The organism is Pseudomonas sp. MF6767, assembly GCF_016405475.1.
GTDB lineage: Bacteria > Pseudomonadota > Gammaproteobacteria > Pseudomonadales > Pseudomonadaceae > Aquipseudomonas > Aquipseudomonas paracarnis.
The window spans coordinates 1-21,399 of sequence record NZ_JAEKCY010000035.1 but is presented as its reverse complement, the minus strand read 5'-3'; the positions used below and the strand labels follow the sequence as shown (position 1 = coordinate 21,399).

Annotated in this window: 21 protein-coding genes and 1 tRNA gene; 9 read left to right on the top strand and 13 right to left on the bottom strand. The window is 54.9% G+C overall.

Annotated elements, in window-relative coordinates; translation table 11 throughout:
- Window positions 1-105 precede the first annotated feature (105 nt).
- A complete protein-coding gene (gene desA / locus JFT58_RS29360) occupies window positions 106-1,290 on the top strand; it encodes a delta-9 fatty acid desaturase DesA (protein WP_054896818.1) in 1,185 nt (394 codons plus the stop codon).
- Between the two features lie 188 nt (window positions 1,291-1,478).
- Window positions 1,479-2,480 (top strand): GGDEF domain-containing protein, encoded by a 1,002-nt coding sequence (locus JFT58_RS29355; protein WP_034125448.1) that lies wholly within the window; start codon window positions 1,479-1,481, stop codon window positions 2,478-2,480.
- Window positions 2,481-2,621: 141 nt separating this feature from the next.
- On the opposite strand, the gene JFT58_RS29350 is transcribed toward JFT58_RS29355, so the two are convergent.
- The 11 genes from JFT58_RS29350 to JFT58_RS29300 all read right to left on the bottom strand — a co-directional run bounded on the left by JFT58_RS29350 (window position 2,622) and on the right by JFT58_RS29300 (window position 11,341).
- A complete protein-coding gene (locus JFT58_RS29350; protein ID WP_054896819.1) occupies window positions 2,622-3,824 on the bottom strand; it encodes an HDOD domain-containing protein in 1,203 nt (400 codons plus the stop codon).
- A 222-nt stretch (window positions 3,825-4,046) separates the two neighbouring features.
- Entirely contained in the window at window positions 4,047-5,324 is a 1,278-nt protein-coding gene (gabT, locus tag JFT58_RS29345) for a 4-aminobutyrate--2-oxoglutarate transaminase (protein WP_014716416.1), read from the bottom strand.
- A 177-nt stretch (window positions 5,325-5,501) separates the two neighbouring features.
- Window positions 5,502-6,944: an NADP-dependent succinate-semialdehyde dehydrogenase gene (gabD, locus tag JFT58_RS29340; protein WP_003187552.1), complete on the bottom strand. Its 1,443-nt coding sequence runs from the start codon at window positions 6,942-6,944 to the stop codon at window positions 5,502-5,504.
- A gap of 296 nt (window positions 6,945-7,240) precedes the next feature.
- The gene (locus JFT58_RS29335; RefSeq protein WP_003187551.1) at window positions 7,241-7,555 is read right to left on the bottom strand and encodes a RebB family R body protein; all 315 of its coding nucleotides are present in this window, start codon (window positions 7,553-7,555) and stop codon (window positions 7,241-7,243) included.
- A 50-nt stretch (window positions 7,556-7,605) separates the two neighbouring features.
- The gene (locus JFT58_RS29330; RefSeq protein WP_003187550.1) at window positions 7,606-7,920 is read right to left on the bottom strand and encodes a RebB family R body protein; all 315 of its coding nucleotides are present in this window, start codon (window positions 7,918-7,920) and stop codon (window positions 7,606-7,608) included.
- Between the two features lie 79 nt (window positions 7,921-7,999).
- Complete coding sequence (locus JFT58_RS29325; protein ID WP_054896820.1) at window positions 8,000-8,323, bottom strand: hypothetical protein; 324 nt, start codon at window positions 8,321-8,323, stop codon at window positions 8,000-8,002.
- Between the two features lie 40 nt (window positions 8,324-8,363).
- Window positions 8,364-8,990: a hypothetical protein gene (locus tag JFT58_RS29320; RefSeq protein ID WP_034125445.1), complete on the bottom strand. Its 627-nt coding sequence runs from the start codon at window positions 8,988-8,990 to the stop codon at window positions 8,364-8,366.
- Between the two features lie 82 nt (window positions 8,991-9,072).
- On the bottom strand, window positions 9,073-9,645 hold the full coding sequence (locus tag JFT58_RS29315; RefSeq protein WP_054896821.1) for a hypothetical protein: 573 nt from the start codon (window positions 9,643-9,645) through the stop codon (window positions 9,073-9,075).
- 18 nt (window positions 9,646-9,663) lie between these two features.
- On the bottom strand, window positions 9,664-9,891 hold the full coding sequence (locus JFT58_RS29310) for a RebB family R body protein (RefSeq protein WP_003187543.1): 228 nt from the start codon (window positions 9,889-9,891) through the stop codon (window positions 9,664-9,666).
- Between the two features lie 103 nt (window positions 9,892-9,994).
- Window positions 9,995-10,537, bottom strand: a complete 543-nt coding sequence (locus tag JFT58_RS29305; RefSeq protein WP_054896822.1) for an RNA polymerase sigma factor — start codon at window positions 10,535-10,537, stop codon at window positions 9,995-9,997.
- Between the two features lie 87 nt (window positions 10,538-10,624).
- Complete coding sequence (locus tag JFT58_RS29300; RefSeq protein WP_054896823.1) at window positions 10,625-11,341, bottom strand: Crp/Fnr family transcriptional regulator; 717 nt, start codon at window positions 11,339-11,341, stop codon at window positions 10,625-10,627.
- Window positions 11,342-11,537: 196 nt separating this feature from the next.
- Between JFT58_RS29300 and JFT58_RS29295 the strand changes: the two genes are divergently transcribed.
- The 5 genes from JFT58_RS29295 (at window position 11,538) to JFT58_RS29275 (ending at window position 15,095) form a co-directional block, all read left to right on the top strand.
- Window positions 11,538-11,614 (top strand) — tRNA-Arg (locus JFT58_RS29295).
- Between the two features lie 223 nt (window positions 11,615-11,837).
- Window positions 11,838-11,990: a hypothetical protein gene (locus JFT58_RS29290; protein ID WP_229999319.1), complete on the top strand. Its 153-nt coding sequence runs from the start codon at window positions 11,838-11,840 to the stop codon at window positions 11,988-11,990.
- 63 nt (window positions 11,991-12,053) lie between these two features.
- On the top strand, window positions 12,054-12,263 hold the full coding sequence (locus JFT58_RS29285; protein ID WP_229999317.1) for a hypothetical protein: 210 nt from the start codon (window positions 12,054-12,056) through the stop codon (window positions 12,261-12,263).
- Window positions 12,264-12,717: 454 nt separating this feature from the next.
- Window positions 12,718-13,419 carry a phospholipase D-like domain-containing protein gene (locus tag JFT58_RS29280; protein WP_038448431.1) on the top strand — a complete coding sequence of 234 codons (702 nt, stop codon included), beginning with the start codon at window positions 12,718-12,720 and terminating at the stop codon, window positions 13,417-13,419.
- 173 nt (window positions 13,420-13,592) lie between these two features.
- Window positions 13,593-15,095: a hypothetical protein gene (locus tag JFT58_RS29275; RefSeq protein WP_140915319.1), complete on the top strand. Its 1,503-nt coding sequence runs from the start codon at window positions 13,593-13,595 to the stop codon at window positions 15,093-15,095.
- Window position 15,096: 1 nt separating this feature from the next.
- On the opposite strand, the gene JFT58_RS29270 is transcribed toward JFT58_RS29275, so the two are convergent.
- Window positions 15,097-16,023 (bottom strand): reverse transcriptase family protein, encoded by a 927-nt coding sequence (locus tag JFT58_RS29270; RefSeq protein ID WP_081089338.1) that lies wholly within the window; start codon window positions 16,021-16,023, stop codon window positions 15,097-15,099.
- A 379-nt stretch (window positions 16,024-16,402) separates the two neighbouring features.
- The gene (locus JFT58_RS29265; protein ID WP_038452061.1) at window positions 16,403-18,235 is read right to left on the bottom strand and encodes an AAA family ATPase; all 1,833 of its coding nucleotides are present in this window, start codon (window positions 18,233-18,235) and stop codon (window positions 16,403-16,405) included.
- A 354-nt stretch (window positions 18,236-18,589) separates the two neighbouring features.
- Here JFT58_RS29265 and JFT58_RS29260 point away from each other — a divergent pair, with 354 nt between their 5' ends.
- On the top strand, window positions 18,590-19,492 hold the full coding sequence (locus JFT58_RS29260; RefSeq protein ID WP_038448429.1) for a hypothetical protein: 903 nt from the start codon (window positions 18,590-18,592) through the stop codon (window positions 19,490-19,492).
- Window positions 19,493-20,452: 960 nt separating this feature from the next.
- Window positions 20,453-21,271 carry a PDZ domain-containing protein gene (locus JFT58_RS29255; protein WP_038448427.1) on the top strand — a complete coding sequence of 273 codons (819 nt, stop codon included), beginning with the start codon at window positions 20,453-20,455 and terminating at the stop codon, window positions 21,269-21,271.
- The last annotated feature ends 128 nt before the right edge of the window (window positions 21,272-21,399 follow it).

Below are 21,399 nucleotides of genomic sequence, written 5' to 3'. Positions count from 1 at the left end.
AGGAAACACTTTGTAAGTCTTATCTGAAACGGTGACTGGTTTTATCTGCAAAGGAAGTGATAATGCGGGTGCTGTTTTTTTCTTTATCTGAGGGCCATACAGCCTATGTGGTACAACGGTTTTCTTGATCTGTCCGCCTGGCAACTGGTGGCAGTCACGCTGTTGATGACCCACGTGACCATTATTGGGGTCACTGTCTATCTGCACCGTTATTCGGCCCATCGCTCGCTCGAGCTCAATGCCGGCCTTAAACACTTCTTCCGCTTCTGGCTGTGGCTGACCACGGCGCAGAACACCCGCGAGTGGACCGCCATCCACCGCAAGCACCACGCCAAATGCGAAACCGTCGATGACCCGCACAGCCCGGTGATCAAGGGCTTGTCCACCGTGCTGCGCAAAGGTGCCGAGCTGTACCGCGCCGAGGCGGAAAACCCCGAGACCCTGCGCATTTACGGCAAGAACTGCCCGGACGACTGGATCGAACGCAATCTCTACACGCGCTACCCGCTGTTGGGCGTGGCGCTCATGGGCGTGATCGACCTGCTGCTGTTCGGCACCATCGGTATCACCATCTGGGCGATCCAGATGATGTGGATCCCGTTCTGGGCCGCCGGCGTGATCAATGGCCTGGGGCATGCCGTGGGCTATCGCAACTTCGAATGCCGTGACGCCGCCACCAACCTGGTGCCGTGGGGCATCATCGTCGGCGGCGAAGAGCTGCACAACAACCACCACACTTACCCCAACTCCGCCAAGCTGTCGGTGAAGAAGTGGGAGTTCGACCTGGGTTGGGCCTGGATAAAAGTGTTCAGCTTCCTGCGCCTGGCCAAGGTGCAGCGCGTGGCCCCCATCGCCCACCGCGTCGAAGGCAAGGGCAGCCTGGACATGGACACCGCCATGGCGATCCTCAACAACCGCTTCCAGATCATGGCCCAATACCGCAAGTTGGTGATTGGCCCGCTGGTCAAGCAGGAGCTGGAGAAGGTCGATCATTCGGTGCGCCACCAGTTCCACCGCGCCAAGCGCCTGCTGTCGCGGGAAACCAGCTTGCTGGAAGACCGCCACCACTTGCGCATCCAGAGCATGCTGGAACACAGCCATGCCCTCACGGTGATCTACGAGAAGCGCCTGGCGCTGCAGCAGATCTGGCTCAAGACCAGTTCCAACGGCCACGACATGCTGGCAGCGATCAAGGAATGGGTGCATGAAGCCGAGGCCAGTGGCATCCAATCCCTGCGCGATTTTGCCCACCAGTTGAAGACTTACTCGTTGCGTCCTACAGCGGTGTGAGGGCGCCGTGGGAGGGTTCGCCCTCCCACGCACTGGCTTTTTGGCGCCATTTTCCGGGCACCGACAATGCATGCTGATCACGGAACTTCACCGCAATTCCCCTCTCTCAAAGAACACTTCGCCATCATGGTGACCCCTTGTAGTGACCGCTTTTGCACCCTGCGGCGCGCCCAGAGAGAGTTGTACCGATGGTTCACGAAAAGCCCAGCCTGCCCGATGTGCCCACCGCAGAGCCGCCGCGCCCGGCCGCGGCGGCGACCCTGTTGGCGCTTATGCATGCTCAAGGTGAAGTCGAGCGGCTGAGTGAGCGTGAGCAACTGCTCAGTTCCCTGCTGGTCAGCGTGAACGCCGTGCTGTGGGCCATCGATTGGGAAACACGCCGTGTGCTGTATGTGAGCCCGGCGTACGAGCGCCTGTTTGGCCGCTCCGCCGGCCTGCTGCTGGCCGACCACCGTGAATGGCGCAACAGCGTCCACCCCGAAGACCTCGACTACGCCGAACACAGCCTGGCCCGTGTGCTGGAACAGGGCGCCGTGGAGGACCGCGAGTACCGCATCATCACCGCTGACGGGCAGATCCGCTGGTTGAGTGACAAGTGCTACATCAACCAGCAGGTGGTGCCCGGTGAAGCGCTGATCGTGGTGGGCATCGCCGAAGACATCACCGAAAAGAAGCAACTTGAGCTGGAACTCCATCGCCTCGCCACCACCGACGTACTGACCCAAAGCAGCAACCGCCGACACTTCTTCGAACTCGCCAACCAGGCCTTCGACAACGCCTGCGTGCAGGGCACCCCGCTGGCGTTCCTGTTGCTGGACATCGATGATTTCAAAGACATCAACGACACCTACGGCCACCTGGAGGGCGACCAGGTGCTGCGGCGCATCGCGGAAAGCGGTCGCGGGGTATTGCGCCGTGGCGACCTGTTCGGGCGCATTGGCGGCGAAGAATTCGCCGCCGTCCTGCCGGGTTGCCCACCGGAGATGGCCCTGCAGGTGGCCGAGCGGTTGGGCAAGGAAATCCAGGCGTTGGTGTTCAGCTACGAAGGGCATGAATTCAATGTGACCGTCAGCCAGGGCCTGGCCGGCCTGCGCGAAGATGACTCCACCCTCGACAGCCTGTTTGCGCGAGCGGATGCGGCGATGTACGAGGCCAAGCGCCAAGGCAAGAACCGTGTTATCGCCGGGTAACACCGCTTGGCATTTATGCCTTTTTGTAGGAGCGAGCTTGCTCGCGAAAAACTCACAGGCGCCGCGTTTATCCAGGAAGCCCGCGTCATCGTTGACGTTTTTCGCGAGCAAGCTCGCTCCTACATGCGTTCGGTGTGTGTTTCAGGTTTTGCGCACTCGGGTCAGTTCCGACAAGCCGACCTTGAGCAGCCGCGCCGTCTTGCTGCCCGCCAGTTCTTCCAGCCCTTCGTGCTCGGTCAGCCGCGCCATTTGCGCCGCCAGGTTCACCACCAGGGCTTCGCGCGAATACACCCCGCCTTCCAGTGAATAGATCCCTGCGATCAACTGCCGCAACTCCAGCGGCAAGCGCCAACGCGTGCGCAACGCCGAACCGTAGGCAGCGCCAAAAGCGTCGAGGGATTCGCCGATGGCTTCATCATCCAGGGCGCCGCCGCCCTGGCGCCAGTCTTCCAGGCAGCGCAACAAGGCCAGGTCGCCCAAGCGATGCAGGATGCAGGCGCTGTAGCAGCGCTGGTGGTCGAGCTCCAGCATGCGCGCCAGGCGCCGGGCGTAGTCGGCGCTGTCCTGGGACAATTGCCAGTGCCGCTCGGCGTAGGCCACCAGCCCAGGGTCGCCCAACACCACGTTGTGCTTGAGCGCCAGGCCCAGGATGAGGTTCATGCTCTGGCCGGGCACCAACTTATGCAGGGCCTCTGACAGGGTCTGCACTGGCGTGCCGTGGTAGCCGGCGCTGTTGGCGGCGGCGATCAATACGGCGGTGATTTGCGGGTCGCTGTGCACCTGGTCTTCCAACTGCTTGAGGTCCAGGCCTTCGGGCCCCAGGCTGCGTTGCACGGCGGTTTTCACATCCACGCGCAGCGGCGCGCCATCGCAGACCTCGCGGCGTCGCTCCAGAAAGGCTGGCAAGGTCATACCCGGCGCCAGCGGTGGGATTTCGCAGTACACGCTTTCGCCTTCGTTGAGCAGCAGGTCTTGCAAGCGCTGGGTCAGGCTTTCCATGTTCAGCGGGCGGGTCAGGTAGGCGGTGGGCGCCAGGGGCAAGGCTTCGCGCACGCTGGCGCTGTCGTTGCGACTGCTCAGCAAGATAAACGGCAGCGAACGGCGCTTCTGGCGCACGCTGCGCAGCAGACTCAAGCCATCCACGCCCGGCAGCTCCCAATCCGCCAGGATCAGGTCATAGGTTTTTTCGCCCAACAGCGTGGCGGCGTGCTGCCCATCGGCGCACACATCCAGCCGTGCGTCACAGCGCACATTCAACAGCACTTGCTTGAGCAGGTCCCGCGACCAAGGGTCTGCTTCGGCGATTAACACTCGGGGTACAGCGGGTAAATCAACAGCAGTCATCCAGCACGCTCCATCGGCAATGCTTGCACCTTAGACAATGCAGGCGCGTGCGTACAATGAAGCAGGCACAAAAAAACCGCCGAAGCGGTTTTTTTGTACGGGCTGTAACCTGTGGCGAGGGAGCTTGCTCCCGCTGGACTGCGCAGCAGTCCCAAATCAAAGAGCGGGGCCGCTTCGCGCCCCAGCGGGAGCAAGCTCCCTCGCCACAGTGACTAAGGTTGGTCAGAGTTCGGAGAAACACTCTTCGATGATCGCCAGGCCTTTGTCCAACTGCTCGTCCGGCGAGGTCAGGGGCACCAGTACGCGCAATACGTTGCCGTAGGTACCGCAGGACAGCAGGATCAGGCCCTTGTCACGTGCCTTGGCTACCACGGAGGCAACGGCGGCAGCGTTTGGCTTGTGGGTGTCGCCGTCTTCAAACAGCTCGACCGCGATCATCGCGCCCAGGGCACGCACTTCGCCGATCACCGGGTACTTGGCCTGGATGGCCTTGAGACCAGTCACCAGGCGCTCGCCCACGGCCTTGCAGCGGTCCAGCAGGTGCTCTTCTTCGAACACTTCCATCACGGCCAGGGCTGCTGCGCAGGCAATCGGGCTACCGGCATAGGTGCCGCCCAGGCCGCCTGGAGCGATGGCGTCCATGTACTCGGCCTTGCCGCACACACCGGCCAGCGGGAAGCCGCCCGCGATGGATTTGGCGAAGGTGGTCAGGTCGGCGGCAACGCCCATCTGTTCCATGGCGAAGAAGGTACCGGTACGGCCGGCACCGGTTTGCACTTCGTCGGCGATCAGCAGGATGCCGTGCTTGTCGCACAGTTCGCGCAGGCGCTTCATGAAGGCTTTCGGCGCGACGTAGAAGCCGCCCTCGCCCTGCACCGGCTCGATGATGATGGCGGCGATATCACGCGGCTCGGCATCGTTCTTGAAGATGCGCTCGATGCTGGCGATGGAGTCGTCGACGCTCACACCGTGCAGTTCGTTCGGGTACAGCGCACGGAACACGCCGCCCGGCATCAAGCCCATGCCGGCCGAGTAAGGCACGACCTTACCGGTGAGGCCCAGGGTCATCATGGTGCGGCCGTGGTAGGCGCCGGTGAAGGCGATCACACCGGCACGGCCCGTGGCGGCGCGGGCGATCTTCACGGCGTTCTCCACCGCTTCGGAACCGGTGGTGACCAGCAGGGTTTTCTTGGCGAAATCACCCGGCACCTTGGCGGCGACTTTTTCGCACACTTCTACGTAGGGCTCGTAGGCCAATACCTGGAAGCAGGTGTGGGTCAGCTTGTTGAGTTGCTCGGTCACGGCCGCGATGATTTTCGGGTGTACGTGGCCGGTGTTCAGCACGGCGATACCGCCGGCGAAGTCGATGAACTCGCGACCTTCAACGTCGGTCACGGTGGCGTTCTTCGCGGAGTCGGCGAAGATCGGGTGAATCTGGCCAACACCGCGCGGTACAGCGGCTTCGCGGCGTTTCATCAGGGATGCGTTGGTCTTGCTCATAAAGTCCTCATTCGCCGCTCATCGGGCGGCGTGGCTTAAGGATAGGTGGCGGGGAGGCAACTACGGCAGCATGCGATGATCGACTGCCACAGCTTTCCCGGCCACTGCGAATAACCATGTGAAACACGCAAAGGGGCAGCGCTCTCGTGCCCTCTGCGTTTACTGCAATCCCGTGCCTTAGATACCCAGGCAGAGGTATTTGATTTCCAGGTAGTCCTCGATCCCGTACTTGGAGCCTTCACGGCCCAGGCCCGAGGCCTTGATGCCGCCGAACGGCGCCACTTCGTTGGAGATCAACCCGGTGTTGACGCCGACCATACCGTATTCCAGGGCCTCGGCCACGCGGAACACTCGGCCCAGGTCGCGGGCATAGAAGTAGGAGGCCAGGCCGAACTCGGTGTCGTTGGACATGGCGATCACTTCGGCTTCGTCTTTGAAGCGGAACAGTGGCGCCAGCGGGCCGAAGGTTTCTTCCTTGGCCACGGCGGCGTTTTTCGGCACGTCGACGAGGATGGTCGGTTCGAAAAAGTTGCCTTCCATCACCTTGCCACCGGCCAACAACTTGGCGCCTTTGCTCAGGGCATCAGCGATATGTTCCTGCACCTTGGCCACGGCTTTTTCGTCGATCAGCGGGCCGGTGGTGGTGCCGTCCTCCAGGCCATTACCGATCTTCAATTTGGTCACCGCCACCTTGAGCTTTTCAGCGAAGGCGTCATACACCGAATCCTGAATGTACAGGCGGTTGGCGCAGACGCAGGTCTGGCCGTTGTTGCGGTACTTGGAGATGATCGCGCCTTCGACGGCCTTATCCAGGTCGGCGTCGTCGAACACGATGAACGGTGCGTTACCGCCCAGCTCCAGGGAGACTTTCTTGATGTCCTTGGCGCATTCGGCCATCAGCTGGCGACCAATTTCGGTCGAGCCGGTGAAGGACAATTTACGCACAATGGGGTTGCTGGTCAGCTCGCCGCCGATGTCGCCAGCACTGCCGGTGACTACGCTGAGCACGCCTTTGGGGATACCGGCGCGGTGCGCCAGCTCAACCAGGGCCAGGGCCGAGAACGGGGTTTGCGAGGCCGGCTTGATCACCATGGTGCAACCGGCAGCCAGGGCCGGGCCGGCTTTGCGGGTGATCATCGCCGCCGGGAAGTTCCACGGGGTGATGGCTGCGGTCACGCCGATGGGCTGCTTGATCACGATCAGGCGCTTGTCGGGCTGGTGGCCGGGGATCACGTCGCCATAGATGCGCTTGGCTTCTTCGGCGAACCACTCGATAAAGGAAGCGGCGTAGACGATTTCGCCCTTGGCCTCGGCCAGCGGCTTGCCTTGTTCGAGGGTCATCAGGCGGCCGAGGTCGTCCTGGTTTTCGATCAGCAGTTCGAACCAGCGGCGCAGCTTGTTGGCGCGCTCCTTGGCGGTGAGTGCACGCCAGGCTGGCAGGGCCTTGTCGGCGGCTTCGATGGCGCGGCGGGTTTCCGCGGCGCCCATCTTCGGCACGGTGCCGAGAATCTCGCCCGTGGCCGGGTTGTTGACCTTGATGGTTTGACCATTGTCCGCATCGACCCAAGCGCCATCGATAAAGGCTTGCTGGCGGAACAACTGGGTGTCTTTAAGCTGCATGTCGGCTTTCCTTAACAGCACCGCGCGCACGCGGAGCGAATTAGAGTTGTTGAAAGGCGCCTTGTGGGCTGCCGTCAGGGAAATCAGCCCCAGCGCGCAGAAGAAATGAAAGAGCGCACGGGAGACAGAGCGTTTGAAATCTCAAACGAATCCTAGGATCAATGGGGGTACAGGGCAATAGGATGTTCGAAAAAAAGAACGAATATGGCGCATCCGGCGCATCTTTCGGATCAAGGGCCCACACGACAACAGCCCCGGAGCCTTGTGGGCGCCGGGGCTGTTGGGGGCCTTGCAGCTTAAGGTTGGAACGACTTGAGCACGGCCAACAGGCTGGTCAAGTTGTCGGCCACGCCGCCCTGGGCGACTTTTTCGGTGGCGGCGGCGCCAGCGGTGGTGTCGACGCTGTAGATCTGCATCACGCCCTGGTTGGTGGCCGCCTGGGCCAGGGTGTTTTGTTGCTGTTGGGCCGAGACCGAGTTCTGGAACAGGATCGCCGTGGCCTGGCCCATGGATTGGTAAATGGTGCTCATGGCCATCGCGGGTGATTCGGCAACCACCTTGACGTTGGTCTGGGTGACGGCATCGGTGATTTGCGGGCTGACTGTACTCATGGTTGAAACTCCTGGGTTGAGAAAGAACAACATCCGTTATTGCTCAGTGCTTAAGGCTGGAACGACTTGAGCACGGTCAACAGGCTGGTGAGGTTATCCGACACGCCGCCCTGGGCGACTTTCTCGGTGGCCGCCGCACCTGCGGTGGTATCGACGCTGTAGATCTGCATCACGCCCTGGTTGGTGGCCGCCTGGGCCAGGGTGTTTTGCTGCTGCTGGGCCGACACCGCGTTCTGGAACAGAATCGCCGTGGCCTGCGCCATGGATTGATAGATAGTGCTCATCGCCATCGCAGGCGATTCGGCCACCACTTTGACGTTGGTCTGGGTGACCGCGTCGGTAATTTGCTCGTTGACTAATGGCATGATCAATTTCCTTATTTAGTACACGGTGCATTCCGTGTTCATCAATGAACGTTGCGAAACAGGCGCTGTGAAACCTGGTTTAGGGTTTCGCTGCGGGGCCCAGCGCCGCTTCAATCTGGGCGATCAACCCCTGGATCAGTGCCTGCACTTCCTTGCGTTGCGCATCCTGGTCGGGAGCTGCGCCGTCCAACACCTGGCGCAGCGCCGCTTCACGTTGCAGGGCAGCGGTCTTGAGCGCTTGTTCGTTGGCCTTCGATTGCGCAAGCACTTCGGTAGCGCGCTTGAGGGTTTCGTCGACGATGGCCTGGGGCGTTCCGGCGAAAATCTGCGGGTTGCGCAGCATCGCTTCGAGCCGCTGGCGGTCATCGGCAGACAGGACCGAGGGTGTGGAAGGGGGTGCCATGTCGATCTCCTTGGGTTTTACGTCGCCTGCAAAAGGGCCGCTAAAGCCGCACCTCTCTGCCGTCTTCCCAGAAACCGGCAAAGAAAAAACGCGGCGACGCAGCACAGAACGTCGCGAGCTCTGCCGGTGTCATCGCTGAGGGTTGCCGATTGAAAATGGCCGGCGGTGGCGGAACCAGATTGGCCGCGTTGTAGAGGTTGCCGACCTCATAAGCGTTGGCCGCGAATTGTGAGCAAAAGGAACCGCTGCCTATCGCTATCGACTCATTGATCCGAGCCTGCAGGGTGTCGTTGGCCTTCCAGTTCTTGAATGCAGAAAGCATCGCGTTCCACGCGCTATAACTGCCGTCGATTTCATCGCCGAGCTTGTCGAAATAAAACTGCTTGGCCGCCAGCGCCGCCGCAAACCCCAGCTCAGTGTCACGGCAGGAAAACACCATGGCGGTGCGAGGGGGTTTTTCCAGGCTCACGTCAGTCAACGCCAGGCCAGTGCCGACGCTTTCGATCACCATGGTCTTGCTCACCGCAATTGCCGGGTGGACCACATTCAGATACGTCGTGTCCTGTGAGAACACCTTGGCTTTGACCAACTGACCGGCTTTGATGAAAGCCCGCGTCGTACTGTCATCTTCTTGCTTCACCGAAAAAATAAGATCTCCAACGTCCATGATGTCGCTCCTCATTCAAGAAAAGTTGCTTTCAAGTTGCTGTTGCACCGCCCCAGCAGAACGCCGAAGCGCTGTGCTCGGTTCAGGCCGTGGGCGCGGCCCGGTTGGCCAAGGTGTCGGCGTACTTGGCGATGCTCTGGTCGATCTTGTCGATCGCCACGCTGGCAGCTTCGGCCTCCATCGCACCGGCAGCGGCAGCCACGGCGGCAGCGGCGCCCACCAGCAGGTCGGTGGCCAAGGCGCCCAAGGCGTCTTCGGCAGCGGCCGGCAGGTTGTCCTTGACGATGTTCTCGGTCATTTGCTGGAGCAGCACAGCCTGGGCCGCCAACGCGATCTTGCTGACCCCATCGAAGTACCCCGCCGCCGCTTGCGCCACTAGCCCGGCCGCCTGGCTGATCATCATGTCGGCCGGCACCGCGATCTGCGCCGGCGCATAGGCAAAGTTCTGCGCGTTAGTGAACTGCACCGCCTGCACGATCTGGCTATTGAGCGCCGCCGTGCTGTCGGATGACGGCGTGCTCACCTGGTTGAGCAGGTGCTCGTTCATGCGCGCCATGATCGAGCGCGAGGCCGGTGCGGCGGGCGCCGACGCAGGTGGGTCGGCGGCGGGCGTTGCTTGGGAGGCGGCGGGTTTCTTTCTGCTGAACCACGACATAATCGATCTCCCGAGGGCTCAGCCCTTCTCGCCAATCTGCATGATCAGCGCCACGGCCTTGGAGATCACCGCATTGGAAATCTGGTTCATCGCCTGCTGGCTGTTGACCGCGTTCTGCAACGACAGGCCCGCCGCGCTGCTGGCCACCTGGTACAGCGACGCGATGGCCTGGGCCGGCGCCTCGGCCACCACCTTGACGTTGGTTTGAGTGACCGCGTCGGTGATCTGGCTGTTGACCTCTGTCATACATCTCTCCTTGATGGCATTCACCCAGGTTTGGGTGTGGATAGCGGCGGCGTGCTGCGCTCATACCACTAGAACGCCCCACGCCAACGTCTGTGAATCGCCTTCAGCGCAAGGCACTGCGCAGCAGTTGCACACGCTTGCGCACCAGCGGCAGCTTGACGTGCAGCTCGGCGGCGATTTGCGGGTAAGGCAGGTCATCGACAAAACGCATCTCGAACAAGCGCTGCTGCAACTGCGGTAACCGTGCGACGTGCGCCTCGATCTGTTCCAGGCGCTCATAGCATTCCACCCGCTCCAGCACCGAGGCGCAGGGCGCGGCGAGCGCGGCCAGGTGATCGTGTTCAAGGTCCACCGAATCATCGAACAGCCGCCCCTCGCGCTTGCTGCGCCGCACGCTGTCGAGAAACACATGATCGAGCACCAGAAACAGAAACCCCTGAGGGTCGCGAATGCGCTCCGGCGAACGCCGAAAAAACAGCAGGGCCTTGATCGCCGTGGCCGACAACCACTCCTGGCCCTGATCCAGATTGCCCTTGGCCCGCCGCAACGCCCGGCGCCTGAGCTCGCCGTGCACAGCGCGCCAACTCGCTTCGAACAAACGGTCATCGGCGGCCCATTGATCCTTGAACTGAACAGTCATCCCCATCGCCAGCACTCCTGTGCATCCTTGATGAAGGGCCAGTCTGCGAGGGCTCGACGGGGGCACGCTGTTACCTGGGGAACACCGCCACAACTAATTCAGCGCAAAAGCCTTGCGCCGCAACTGCTCGACATCGTTGATCACCATGCGCTCCAGATCGCCGCTGATCACGCCACTGCGCCGCCACACTTGCAGCTGCACATTCAGCTTGGGCCGGCTGGTATTCAGCATCGACGCCAACACCCCTTGGCTTGCGGGCAACGACACACTGGGCAAGGCCAACGCCAGGTCGATCTCGCCCAGGTTCGCCAATAAAAACCGCGCCAACCGCGACTCCAGCCGATGCAGGCACACCAACTCCAGCAACTCGATGGCGTGCAGCAACCTCAGCATCATCAACATCAACAAACGCCGCAGAAACGCCGGCTCCTCAAACAACACAGCAAAATGCCGGCTACCCAACTGCAACAACCGCGTGGGCCCGCTGGCAAAGGTAGAAGACTCGCGCCCATGATCCTTGATCAACGCGGTCTCCCCCACCACCTGCCCGGCCCCGGTACTGCCGATAATCTGCTCGCGCCCATCCGGCCCATGCACCACCGAATAAATCCGGCCCTCCACTACCAACGCAATGAATTCGAGGGTGTCATCCTTGAAATACAACAGCTCACGATCATCCAGCGTGCGCTCCACCATATGGGTGGCGACGTAGCGCAAGAGATGCTCCGGCATACCTCGAAACAAATCGGAGCGAGCCAGCAGGGTTTGTCTGAGCGGGAGATCGAGCATCACGGTTCCTTTGGAATGCATGCGTTCACCTGAGGAATTGCGGCGTGGAAGCGGGGTTAAAGCCACAAGAGCAAAGCAAACAAAGGGACGTGCGGCGCGGGGAGTTGTGAATGAGGGTGGCGATTAGCCATTTTTTGTCGGAAATGGACGACATCGAGCGGGGGGAATGCCGGAATGGACGCATCAGGTCGACATGGGTATGATGTCGCCCGCACAAGCATCCGTAGCTCAGCTGGATAGAGTACTGCCCTCCGAAGGCAGGGGTCGTGGGTTCGAATCCCGCCGGGTGCACCAGATGTGAAATGGAAAAGCCTCAGGTTGAGAGATCTGGGGCTTTTTTGTTTTTGGGGTTTGGTGGGTGAAGGTGTTGAATTGCGTCGGGACAGTAGACGTTGGTGCGGGGGTCACTCGCTGTGCCTTCGGTTTGAGCTGTGCGGGATTTCCGCCCTCTTTTTCGCCGCGAAAATAAATCTGTCCCCTTTTCTGCACGAAAGCGCTGCTGGAAACAGGCGGTAAGTTGTGGGCCGCACGCGACTTGATCAATCGAGACCCGGTTGCATTGATGAAGCTGGATATCCCTGAACAGGGCGAGCGCTTTGGAAGCTGGACCTGGCACGAACTCGCAGATCGCTCGCGCCAACACAGCCTGCTTGACCTGCTGGCGGCCTAACCTGAACCTTCCCCGAAGCAACCGGCGAGGGTCGGCTGCTTCGGGCCAACCATCGGTCTAACCATGAATAAACCACCACAGAACAGTGCTCAGATGCCTGATTACCTAAAGGCCCGAAAGCTGCATTTGAACGGGATAATTATCGGCATGGCTGACACCAAAAAGCTCAACGCAAGAGCAAACACTGTCACTAAAGTTGAGACGCTCACGCTTGATGCAATCAAGGCAGAGCTTGATTTCATTGACCGTCAGCTCAAAAGAAAGAGCGGGTGATGAAGAAGCGGAAGCTTAATCAGTTTCCGCCGTGCTAGATCGTGCTACTACAAAAAAGGTTCAGATCTTTTCGATTTCTGGTCTACGGCGGACCTAGTCTTATGACCGATTCATCCGAGGCTGTGTAACAGCGCTTTTGAGCGCAACAAATACTCAAACCGGGACTGAAACTTGCACACCTGCGCAAAATCCACATCTACTAACGTGCTGATCAATTCCATATGCAAAATAGACACGTGCACTTGAGTTTTGATACAGCGCTTTTATACACTCTAGTCTAAGTGCAGATATTGATACAGCATCTGCTACCACCGATACTGTTAAGACCAACAACAAGAACAACAAAAACATAATCAGCAATCTCAAGCCAGCAATAAAAACATGAAATACTTATTGAATTGAGCTAGAATCAAAAAAACCAATTGACAGTTGAATTATGGAGAAAGCTTAACACATGGACAACCTGAACCTATATCAACTGGAAAATGATGGAAACTATGATAAAGCCTTCAATGATAACAGCGTAGTTTCGGACTCCGGCTTAACCGTATACTTTAGAAATTTAGATAAAAAATTGCTGCAGCACATTAAAGAGTCTGATGCTGTTTTTGGTGCCGTTGCCTGGCTAACAAATTTTCCTATACTAGATGCACTGGCTAGGTTGAGAAACGTCTCTATTATTGTACAAAAAGAGGACTTTCTTCGCCCTGACGTAGGCGCTAAATATGGCTTTGAAAAGGCATTGCGTAAGAAGTACAAAGCACTGAGATGTAATTTAACAAGGTATTCGTTTAGTAATATTTTGAGCTCTATATCAGTTGCAAGCGACCCTTCTATTGATCCCATCAGATGTGTGGGCAATCATAACTCCGAGAAAAACCCTGCATTCCCGCGTATGCATAACAAATTTTTAGTGTTTGCTAAGATTGAAGAAAGTGGACCGGACAGCGTTGAAACAATTACGCCTTATGCAGTCTGGACAGGCTCATTTAATTTAACAAAAAGCGCTACCTTATCTCTCGAGAACGCGCTTTTTATAACCGACGCGAAAATCGTCAACGCATATTTTGAAGAGTATGGTCAAATTGCGGCGATGTCTGAGGAACTTGATTGGACATCTGATTGGGCAGCCCCAGAATGGCGGATCGGAACATGAGTAATCATCACGAGTGTCTAAAATCGCTCCTCGAAATGGTATGTTCGATTCATAATTCATTTAGTTAAGTAGGGCTGATAAGTGGGGGCGGTACCGGTCCAGGCAATCCTGCCTTGAAGCTCAAAAAATCCCTAGTCACTAACTAACAAGCGTCCTCAAAAATAGGAAAAAAAATGGCACAATCCTCTGAGTTGGCTGGCGGGACTGGATTCGTTTATGAGGGACACGTGGCTGCATATTTTTTAGCAGCACTACTAACAGGAGAAATACGACCTCCACTTAACTCCAGCATCAGAACTGTCGCATTACAGCAGTCAGCCTTCGGTGATCCGCTTGATGACGTAATTGTCACCTTTGATGATGCTCACGAAGCGAAACTACACATACAAGTTAAGCGTTCATTGAGAATATCCGCAGCCGAAAGCAACAAAGACTTCCGTGAAGTTGTAAAGGGCTCCTGGCTAACTTACAAAAATCCAAAAAACCATCTCGGATATGATTACTATGGAGCAGCAACAGATACCATTTCCAGCGCTAGCTTAAGAAATGTTAAAACTGTTTGTCAGGCTGCGAGACATAGTCATAGTGAAGCAGTATTTTTTTCACGAAAAAATGAATCTGAAACTTCAAGTGTCGAGTTTGAAAGCTTCATTGACGACATACGGAAAATTTTAAGTGTTGCGCAATTTAATTTTAGTGATTTCGAACTACATAACTTTCTTAAAAACTTCGTCATATTTAATTTTGACGTCATGACACATGAGTCACTTTCTAATTCAGAGACAATTAATAGATTAAGTCAAATCCTGACAACCCCTAGTCGAGCACATGATCTTTGGGAGTACTTGAAAAACATATCTAGAGAAGGAGCTGGCGTTTCCGCAACTTATAGCCAGGATTCCCTCAAACGACTACTGTACCCTCTTTTTAAATTTAAAGACAAAAATAGCCAAATTGATCCTGCGGTGACTACAAATCAATTTGATCAACCGATTTTTGACAGCGCCATCCCTTCAATCTGTAGTGTTGCCATAGCCAATGTAGTCGCAAAAAACGAAGATCTAGCCCTTACCGCAATAGTTGTGACTGATGATCTAAATAAACTAGCAAAAGAGGTGAGGACGTGGAAGGAACGGTTAAAACGCAGTTCACTGCTGATCAGAGATGATAAAGCTCTAATAGAAAACAGCGACCTGAACGAACTAATTAAAAATGTTCATTTTGCAAGTATCTTAATGCAAGATCTTGTCACTGCTGATTTTTCTGCTTATATCTATTATGCCAGAGGGAATGAGATAAGTGATTGGCCTCCTGAGAAAGTTGAGAGAGAGCTAATGGTGATACCTCTTCTCCATAGATTAAGCAATAAAAATGAACTCACCGAGATGGTATATTCGAAAATTAAAAACATTGACTTTATATTTGCATCTGCCGTAACTGAAGTTGAAAATAGATACCATCGCTCAGTTAACTCTATAGTATCAAGCTCCTACGCTAGAAATAGAAAGGAAATACTAGAGCTTTCAGATTTAGTTGCTGATATTTCTGCCAATTACCTATCGACTGGATCAATCTATCCAAAAGAATATATAGCATATATAAAAACCAGAATTCGCTATGGAGAAAATATTGCAACTGGCGAGAAGCATAAAAGAGATAAAAACCCTATTGCCTGAACTAATTTAGCATCGACCATAGCTTTTTTGCAAACTGTGGCTCAACTGAATGAGCGTAAGCGATAAAACCTTCAAATTGAGCTCTCGTCGGTGCTATTGAATGACTTCTTGAAGGGAACTCGAAGTGCCCATCTCCGTGCTTTTTTATATAGTAAGCAATCAACCTCAACTTCTTCTTCATTTTTTTTGGAAGTCTTGGCCTTTCATGATCGACTACTGAAAGGCCTGTTACAAATTGACGGGCACCACGATATTGTACATAACAACCTTTTGCCTGTAATTGAAAACCGTTTCCATTGATAACAGCTTCAATATTTTCCGGCGCTGGAGGTGTTATACCAGAAAAAGTTATGTTATCTGCATATCGGCTAAATGTCGATTTAGTGGTGCGCGCCAACTCCAACATATCTGAATCGAGTCTTCTGCATACTATGTTTGAGAGTACAGGACTGCATCTTGTACCCTGTAATAAATAACCATCAATAGTGCATGCTCTCGCCAAAATTTGAGCGATGAGGAGATTGCCACCAAGCGCCAATATCGACTGACAGACTTGGGCTTCAGTTATCGCATTAAAAAAATCTTTGATATCAGCATGAACAATAACGTCTTTTTTCATATGCAATTTAGCATTAGACACTGTTGATCGACCAGCTAAAAACCCTTGTACATGCTCACCGAATTCGACACTATTTGAAATAATCATCGCAACAGATCGGTGAAGTTGTGCAAGCCACTTATTTTTCGCCTTGTATACCTGCCGGTATTCTCCTTGACGATTTCGTCCCCGCTTAGCTATTTTTATAATTTGATAGTGGTGTGCCTGCCAGGGAGCGTTTAAATACGACTCTATCAGCTCAGCCTTCACCCCTACTGCGAAAGACAATTCGGCCAGATCATGAACATCTTCAATTCTAGTAGTTGTCATTGTGTTGTACTGATAGGAAAAATGGGGTGGCTGGATGGAATTTGTAAGACCTCAAATTGTCGAGTACGGACTCGTACCCACGGACATAACCGCAGTCAGTCATCCAGCCACTTTTTTGAAAATACCATATAGAAATGCAATGTGATAGTTGATTTTTTCTCAAAGCTTTTTCAGCGAGTAATCCTTAAGTAGTACGGTGTAAGCTTATCCTGTCAACAGCACACCTCCCTATTTGCTTATGTGAGGGTAAGCCGAAACCATCCGCTTATGGCCGGAGCCGCCGGCCGTCCTCGCAGCAATCGACCTAATGCGACCAGTAGCACGAAGCGTCTTCTCATCGGCAACAGATCTCTGCCGCGCGCTAGCGCTGTCGAGGAATTCACGCGACAAGTTTCAGCAGATTACCCAACAGTTCTTTAAGCTCAGCGCGATCTATATTATTTTCTCGGTACGTAGACCTGTTGAGGATCTGCTCGGCCGTCATCAAAGGCCAGAGTTTATCGATCACATCGTCCGCTTTGATGCCCACTGCTTTGCCAATGATTTTTTTGGCATCGCAGGTGTCAGTGAAAGCCACCTGTATCCCCGTTTGCATGTTGATCATGTCGGGACAAAGATAGTTTTCGATTTCCCGTTTACGTGTCGAGTAGAAAGCCCGGCCCTGTCCTTCGACTTCTTGTTTACGCTTTAAAATCGCGGCGACCTGCTCCGGGCTCCCACCTAGGTCAGAGTCCAGAAACACGCACCAAGGTAGCCCGAGATCATCGGCGAGGTTGAGGGTGACCCAGTGCTTCACACTGCCACACCCACCAATAAGGATAGGGACAATACCAGCATCCTCAAGACTGGCTTGAAGATGGCCACCCGCCTTTAGGATATTCGAAACATGGCGGAGGAAGAGGACATCTGACTTGCCCTCCACCAGCACTACGCCTTTTGCCCGCTCCATCCCTGTCTCCGGTAGTACGCCTAGGCTCTCGGCAGCCTCCTTAAGTACTTGTGGGCTGGGCATCTTGACGATGGGTATGCCGTTCTCGTCCCTAGTGACATAACGGATACCTTCAATGGGGATCAAACCCGCTAGTGCAGGGACGTGGGTAGTAACGATGATCTGCCGATTCGTCTGGATGGATAGCTCCAGCAGCGCCTTCATCAGCATCATCTGGTAGTTGGGGTGCTGTGAGGTCTCCGGCTCTTCAATGGCATATATCACATTGCGCGGGCTTCCAACTACTGCATTTTTTTCTGCCTCGGCCCGGAAGAAGTTGAGCAAAATGAGGCGGCGTACGCCGCTGCCGCGTTTATTAATGGGGATGCCGTTCTCTCCTTCCAAAGTGAAGTTGAAGGTCCACTTGGGCTTATCTTTAAAGCGCGGGGTCAGCTCGTTTGCCAGCTCAGGAGCCATTTCGCGAAGCTTGTCGAGGGTGCGTTCGGCTACGTCTAGCACGCTGCTTTCTATTTGCCGCTCCAACTCACTGATCTGGGCTTGTAGCGCAGCCTGGGCTTCTTTGACCGCTAGTTGCAGGGGATTCTTGGCCTCGGCGTCACCGTCACTGCTCTCTCGGTCAGCTTTAAAAAGAGCGAAGGTCGGCAACAGCATCTCAATCTTCTCCCAAATAGATTTGGCTTCTGTCGATAGACCTTTGCCTACATCGAGCAGCGTCTCCTGACAAGAAACATCTCCTGCGGCACTGCGAATGGCTTGCCGCCACTGTGAAGCAACCCGCTGATCAGCCACTTGATCAGTAACTCCAAATTGTTCGCCAAGCTTTTTCAGATCCGCGATTTTCAGGCTCAATAGGCTTGCGAGTGCTTTGTCTGCGGGGTGCTGACAGCGAATGGCCGTACCGTCATGTTTGCCGGTGCTAGCCTTGAAGGTTTTGACAACTTCAAAGCCGCCTTCCACGTTTAGCAGGAACTCCTGCGACAATGAAGTCTGAACATTCTCATCAAGCACCAGGTTTTCGGGAAGGTCGTCGAACTCGCAGGTAATCTCGAATTTGTCATGCCCCTCCGTCAGGCTAAAACAGTTCATATCGCTCTTATCAGGCTTGATATCGGCGCTATCGAAGAAGATGGCCAGAGCCTCAAGGACAGTGGACTTCCCATAGTCGTTTCGGCCCACGATGCCGGTCATCGCTAAATCGATTGGAATGATGGTGGTGCTGCGATAACCACGGAAGTGAGTGAGCTTGACGGTCTTGAGGCGCATCTTGATCCCCTTATCTAGCGTTAACTTCAACATTTTATGGTCAGTGAATCAGCCAATTGTAGACGTGTAATGGCGAAATGCCTCAGGCAGACGTTTCTGCCCGGAGCTGTCCGCTCCGAGTCTCAGGTATGGGTCGTAATCCACCGTTAATAAAAGATCTTTTCCGGGACAATCACAGTCGTAGGGTAACCCTGAGATTCAGTCTCAAAGGCAGAGCTGTGAAGTTGAAGAGTATTTATTCCTTTTGGCTGCAAGCCAGCACCTAATGAACGGACCACTCTTGCTGTAGCGAATCGATTAATATGCCGACTCGTATGCCTTAAATGGTCGAGGCGTCGAGTTTGAGGGTACGTAATGACGGATTTGTGGGAGCCGATTAACGGCATTTATACAGCTACGGTACCGCTTTTCCCCTGGGCTGCTAGTCTGCCCAACATTGACGCTGTTCAATGGGGAAGCGCGCTGATCAGCGCAGGGTTCGGTGCTGGTATTGGTGCATGGATGGCCGGCCGCATTGCTAGGAGCGCGAAGCTGAGAGACGAGCTATTGGCTGAGCTCCGCAGTATCGACGTCGCGATAACGCTATGCATATCGGTAATAGATATGGCCGGATCTCTCAAAAAGCAGCACGTGTTAGGACTTTTGAGCAAGTACGAATCGGACTTGGCAAGGTTCGCTGATTATAAGGCAGCTGAGAGACGTGAAGATCCATTCCCACTGAGTATCAACCATTTTAAGTTTCAAACCATAGCGCCGCCGACTGTTGAGTTACAAAGCCTAATTCTTAAGAACATGAGCATGTCGCCCAATGGGGTGAAATCAATAATTGCGCTATCGGACGCCGTCGGAAATCTCAACGGCATGATTGACACGTATAACGCACTGCTGGAGATGTTTAGAAACCGAAGCTTACCAGCAGGTTTCGCGCCCGAGCACTACTATCTTGCGCTACCCGTTGGAGGGGTTGTAAATAATGAATACGGCTCGGCTGTGCAGGGAATAGCAACCTACACCGACGATATTATCTTCTTCGCATGTAAGCTCTCCGATTGCCTGACATCACGTGGGATTCAAGCCCGTGACCGGTATGAGGAGTTATCTGGGGAAAAGCGGTTGATTCGGCGGGTAGACTCAATTGGAGAAAACGCAGCTCTGATCCCTCCCGATAGTGCCTATGAAGGATGGATGAGAGGGTGGGAAGAGGATTTTAGCGGGGTAGCTAAAAAACGCAGTTGGGGGGACCGTAAGAGAAAGTGACGGCATAAATGCCCTTCCGCTCTCAGTAGCGGACACTTTAAAAGAACCTTACCTGCCATTGAGGGGCTGCAGCTTTAGTACGGTAGCGGCCTTTCTTATCAGAGGGCACTCGTCCGATGGCAGCCACCTCAGTAATCATAATCTGCTCCTCGCAGAGCAGTTATTGATGTAACACCAACTTGCTATGTAACACGTCTATCGGCAAACGAAGCAAAGCTTTGTAACTTCGATTAAATCATTTAAAATCAAGCACTTAAATCTCAATGTAACGCGCGTAACAGCCGTAACACGGTTTATTAGCGCATCCCCGAACTCCATTACTATTGCCCCTCCAGCGAAGGCAGATCGACATGCTCTTGATTCTAGCTAGATAGTGGGGGCCCCTACGAATTTTGGTTTGGTACGGGGTAGGAAACCCGCGTGATCGTGTCAGCGGAAAGGTGCCCAGCTTAGTGAACAGGTGAACAGGTGAACCAGGTGAACTGCTGTTCACCAGTGCATTTGCCCTATGAATCGGAAGGCCGCTGGGGACCCTGGGAATTTCGGATAGACACGGGGCATAGAACCCGCCGGATCTCGTTAGTGGCTGGGCTCCAAAGTTAGTTGACCGGTTGACTGAGTTGACCAAGCCATCCGTTCACAATCCTGAACAAAACCGAGGACCGTTACCGTTCCGGTAAGGATCCCCTTTTTTCTTCAAGATCCTTTCAATTTCAACGATTGAAATTTCAGTAACTTCCAGCACCTCCCACTAACTCAGTCCCGCGGGTTTCATGCCCCGTGTTGACAGCAACATGTCAGGGTCCCCAACAGTTTCAATGGGTTGTGACTGGATCACAAGCTCATCTGAACCCGGTCAGGATGACCCCAATAGAAACCGAGTCATACGGCTATGTCTGGTGGAAGCATTCCGCCATACTCCCGACGACTATAACGCGTCAGCGGCAGGGAGCAGTTCGCATGAGAAGGCGGTTAATCAATACACTGGTGGCGGTAACCACAGCGCTAGCGCTCACCGGATGCGCCAATGGCTACAAAGAGTTTTACATCCCAGCCACTGGTGTATCGCCTGAGTTCGTCTCAGCTAATCGTGCTTCAGCTGCTCCCGCTTTACCTGTCATTGAAAGATCGCCCTTTGGTGACCTGGAAAAAATAATTGCAGGTTACTCAAAACGAGGGTACGTGGTTATAGGCGAGTCGAGCTTTAACAGTGGCGAAAATGTTTCTGAAGACCACGCGCTGAAACAGGGTGCTGCAGTGGGAGCGGATCTGGTCCTAGTATTCGTCCCTCAGTACACTGGGTCCGTAACCTCGAGCATGCCTCTTACTACTCCGACAACGAGTACCTCGTACACCACAAGCAGTGCGAACGCCTATGGGCCGGGTGGTCAAGCCACTGCTTTCGGTAATGCATCGACTACGACTTATGGAAGCACCACGACCTATATTCCTATTACCGTTAATAGGTCTGACTATGGCGCCATTTATTTTGTAAAGGGTAGGTTTCGCGTCGGTGCGTTCGTCCGCAATCTCAACGACTTGGAGAGACAACTACTACAGACGAACCAAGGTGTAGTCGTAACCACAATCGTCGACGACAGCCCTGCCTATAAAGCCGACATCTTGGCAGGCGACATGATTGTGGCGATGGATGGAGAAAGGGTCTCCAATCAAGAGAGCTTTACAAGAATGGCTACGGTGCGTGCCGGGCGACTCATCAACCTGTCACTGATTCGTAATGGGAAACCCATCGAAAAGAGCCTGCAGGTAGGTAAGTGATTGTAAGCGTCCGAACTACACCGCCTTGCATCTCAGACCTTAATCCCCTTTAACCGCTGATTGACGCGCTCACACTCAAAAACTGCGAAATTGCACCCCACTTGACCACCCATTTGCGTTGCAACTGA

Excerpts from the sequence above, each read along its gene's own strand:
- desA (WP_054896818.1), top strand. The coding sequence starts at position 106 with ATGTGGTACAACGGTTTTCTTGATCTGTCCGCCTGGCAACTGGTGGCA.
- JFT58_RS29355 (WP_034125448.1), top strand. The coding sequence starts at position 1,479 with ATGGTTCACGAAAAGCCCAGCCTGCCCGATGTGCCCACCGCAGAGCCG.
- JFT58_RS29350 (WP_054896819.1), bottom strand. The coding sequence starts at position 3,824 with ATGACTGCTGTTGATTTACCCGCTGTACCCCGAGTGTTAATCGCCGAA.
- gabT (WP_014716416.1), bottom strand. The coding sequence starts at position 5,324 with ATGAGCAAGACCAACGCATCCCTGATGAAACGCCGCGAAGCCGCTGTA.
- gabD (WP_003187552.1), bottom strand. The coding sequence starts at position 6,944 with ATGCAGCTTAAAGACACCCAGTTGTTCCGCCAGCAAGCCTTTATCGAT.
- JFT58_RS29335 (WP_003187551.1), bottom strand. The coding sequence starts at position 7,555 with ATGAGTACAGTCAGCCCGCAAATCACCGATGCCGTCACCCAGACCAAC.
- JFT58_RS29330 (WP_003187550.1), bottom strand. The coding sequence starts at position 7,920 with ATGCCATTAGTCAACGAGCAAATTACCGACGCGGTCACCCAGACCAAC.
- JFT58_RS29325 (WP_054896820.1), bottom strand. The coding sequence starts at position 8,323 with ATGGCACCCCCTTCCACACCCTCGGTCCTGTCTGCCGATGACCGCCAG.
- JFT58_RS29320 (WP_034125445.1), bottom strand. The coding sequence starts at position 8,990 with ATGGACGTTGGAGATCTTATTTTTTCGGTGAAGCAAGAAGATGACAGT.
- JFT58_RS29315 (WP_054896821.1), bottom strand. The coding sequence starts at position 9,645 with ATGTCGTGGTTCAGCAGAAAGAAACCCGCCGCCTCCCAAGCAACGCCC.
- JFT58_RS29310 (WP_003187543.1), bottom strand. The coding sequence starts at position 9,891 with ATGACAGAGGTCAACAGCCAGATCACCGACGCGGTCACTCAAACCAAC.
- JFT58_RS29305 (WP_054896822.1), bottom strand. The coding sequence starts at position 10,537 with ATGGGGATGACTGTTCAGTTCAAGGATCAATGGGCCGCCGATGACCGT.
- JFT58_RS29300 (WP_054896823.1), bottom strand. The coding sequence starts at position 11,341 with ATGCATTCCAAAGGAACCGTGATGCTCGATCTCCCGCTCAGACAAACC.
- JFT58_RS29285 (WP_229999317.1), top strand. The coding sequence starts at position 12,054 with ATGAATAAACCACCACAGAACAGTGCTCAGATGCCTGATTACCTAAAG.
- JFT58_RS29280 (WP_038448431.1), top strand. The coding sequence starts at position 12,718 with ATGGACAACCTGAACCTATATCAACTGGAAAATGATGGAAACTATGAT.
- JFT58_RS29275 (WP_140915319.1), top strand. The coding sequence starts at position 13,593 with ATGGCACAATCCTCTGAGTTGGCTGGCGGGACTGGATTCGTTTATGAG.
- JFT58_RS29270 (WP_081089338.1), bottom strand. The coding sequence starts at position 16,023 with ATGACAACTACTAGAATTGAAGATGTTCATGATCTGGCCGAATTGTCT.
- JFT58_RS29265 (WP_038452061.1), bottom strand. The coding sequence starts at position 18,235 with ATGCGCCTCAAGACCGTCAAGCTCACTCACTTCCGTGGTTATCGCAGC.
- JFT58_RS29260 (WP_038448429.1), top strand. The coding sequence starts at position 18,590 with ATGACGGATTTGTGGGAGCCGATTAACGGCATTTATACAGCTACGGTA.
- JFT58_RS29255 (WP_038448427.1), top strand. The coding sequence starts at position 20,453 with ATGAGAAGGCGGTTAATCAATACACTGGTGGCGGTAACCACAGCGCTA.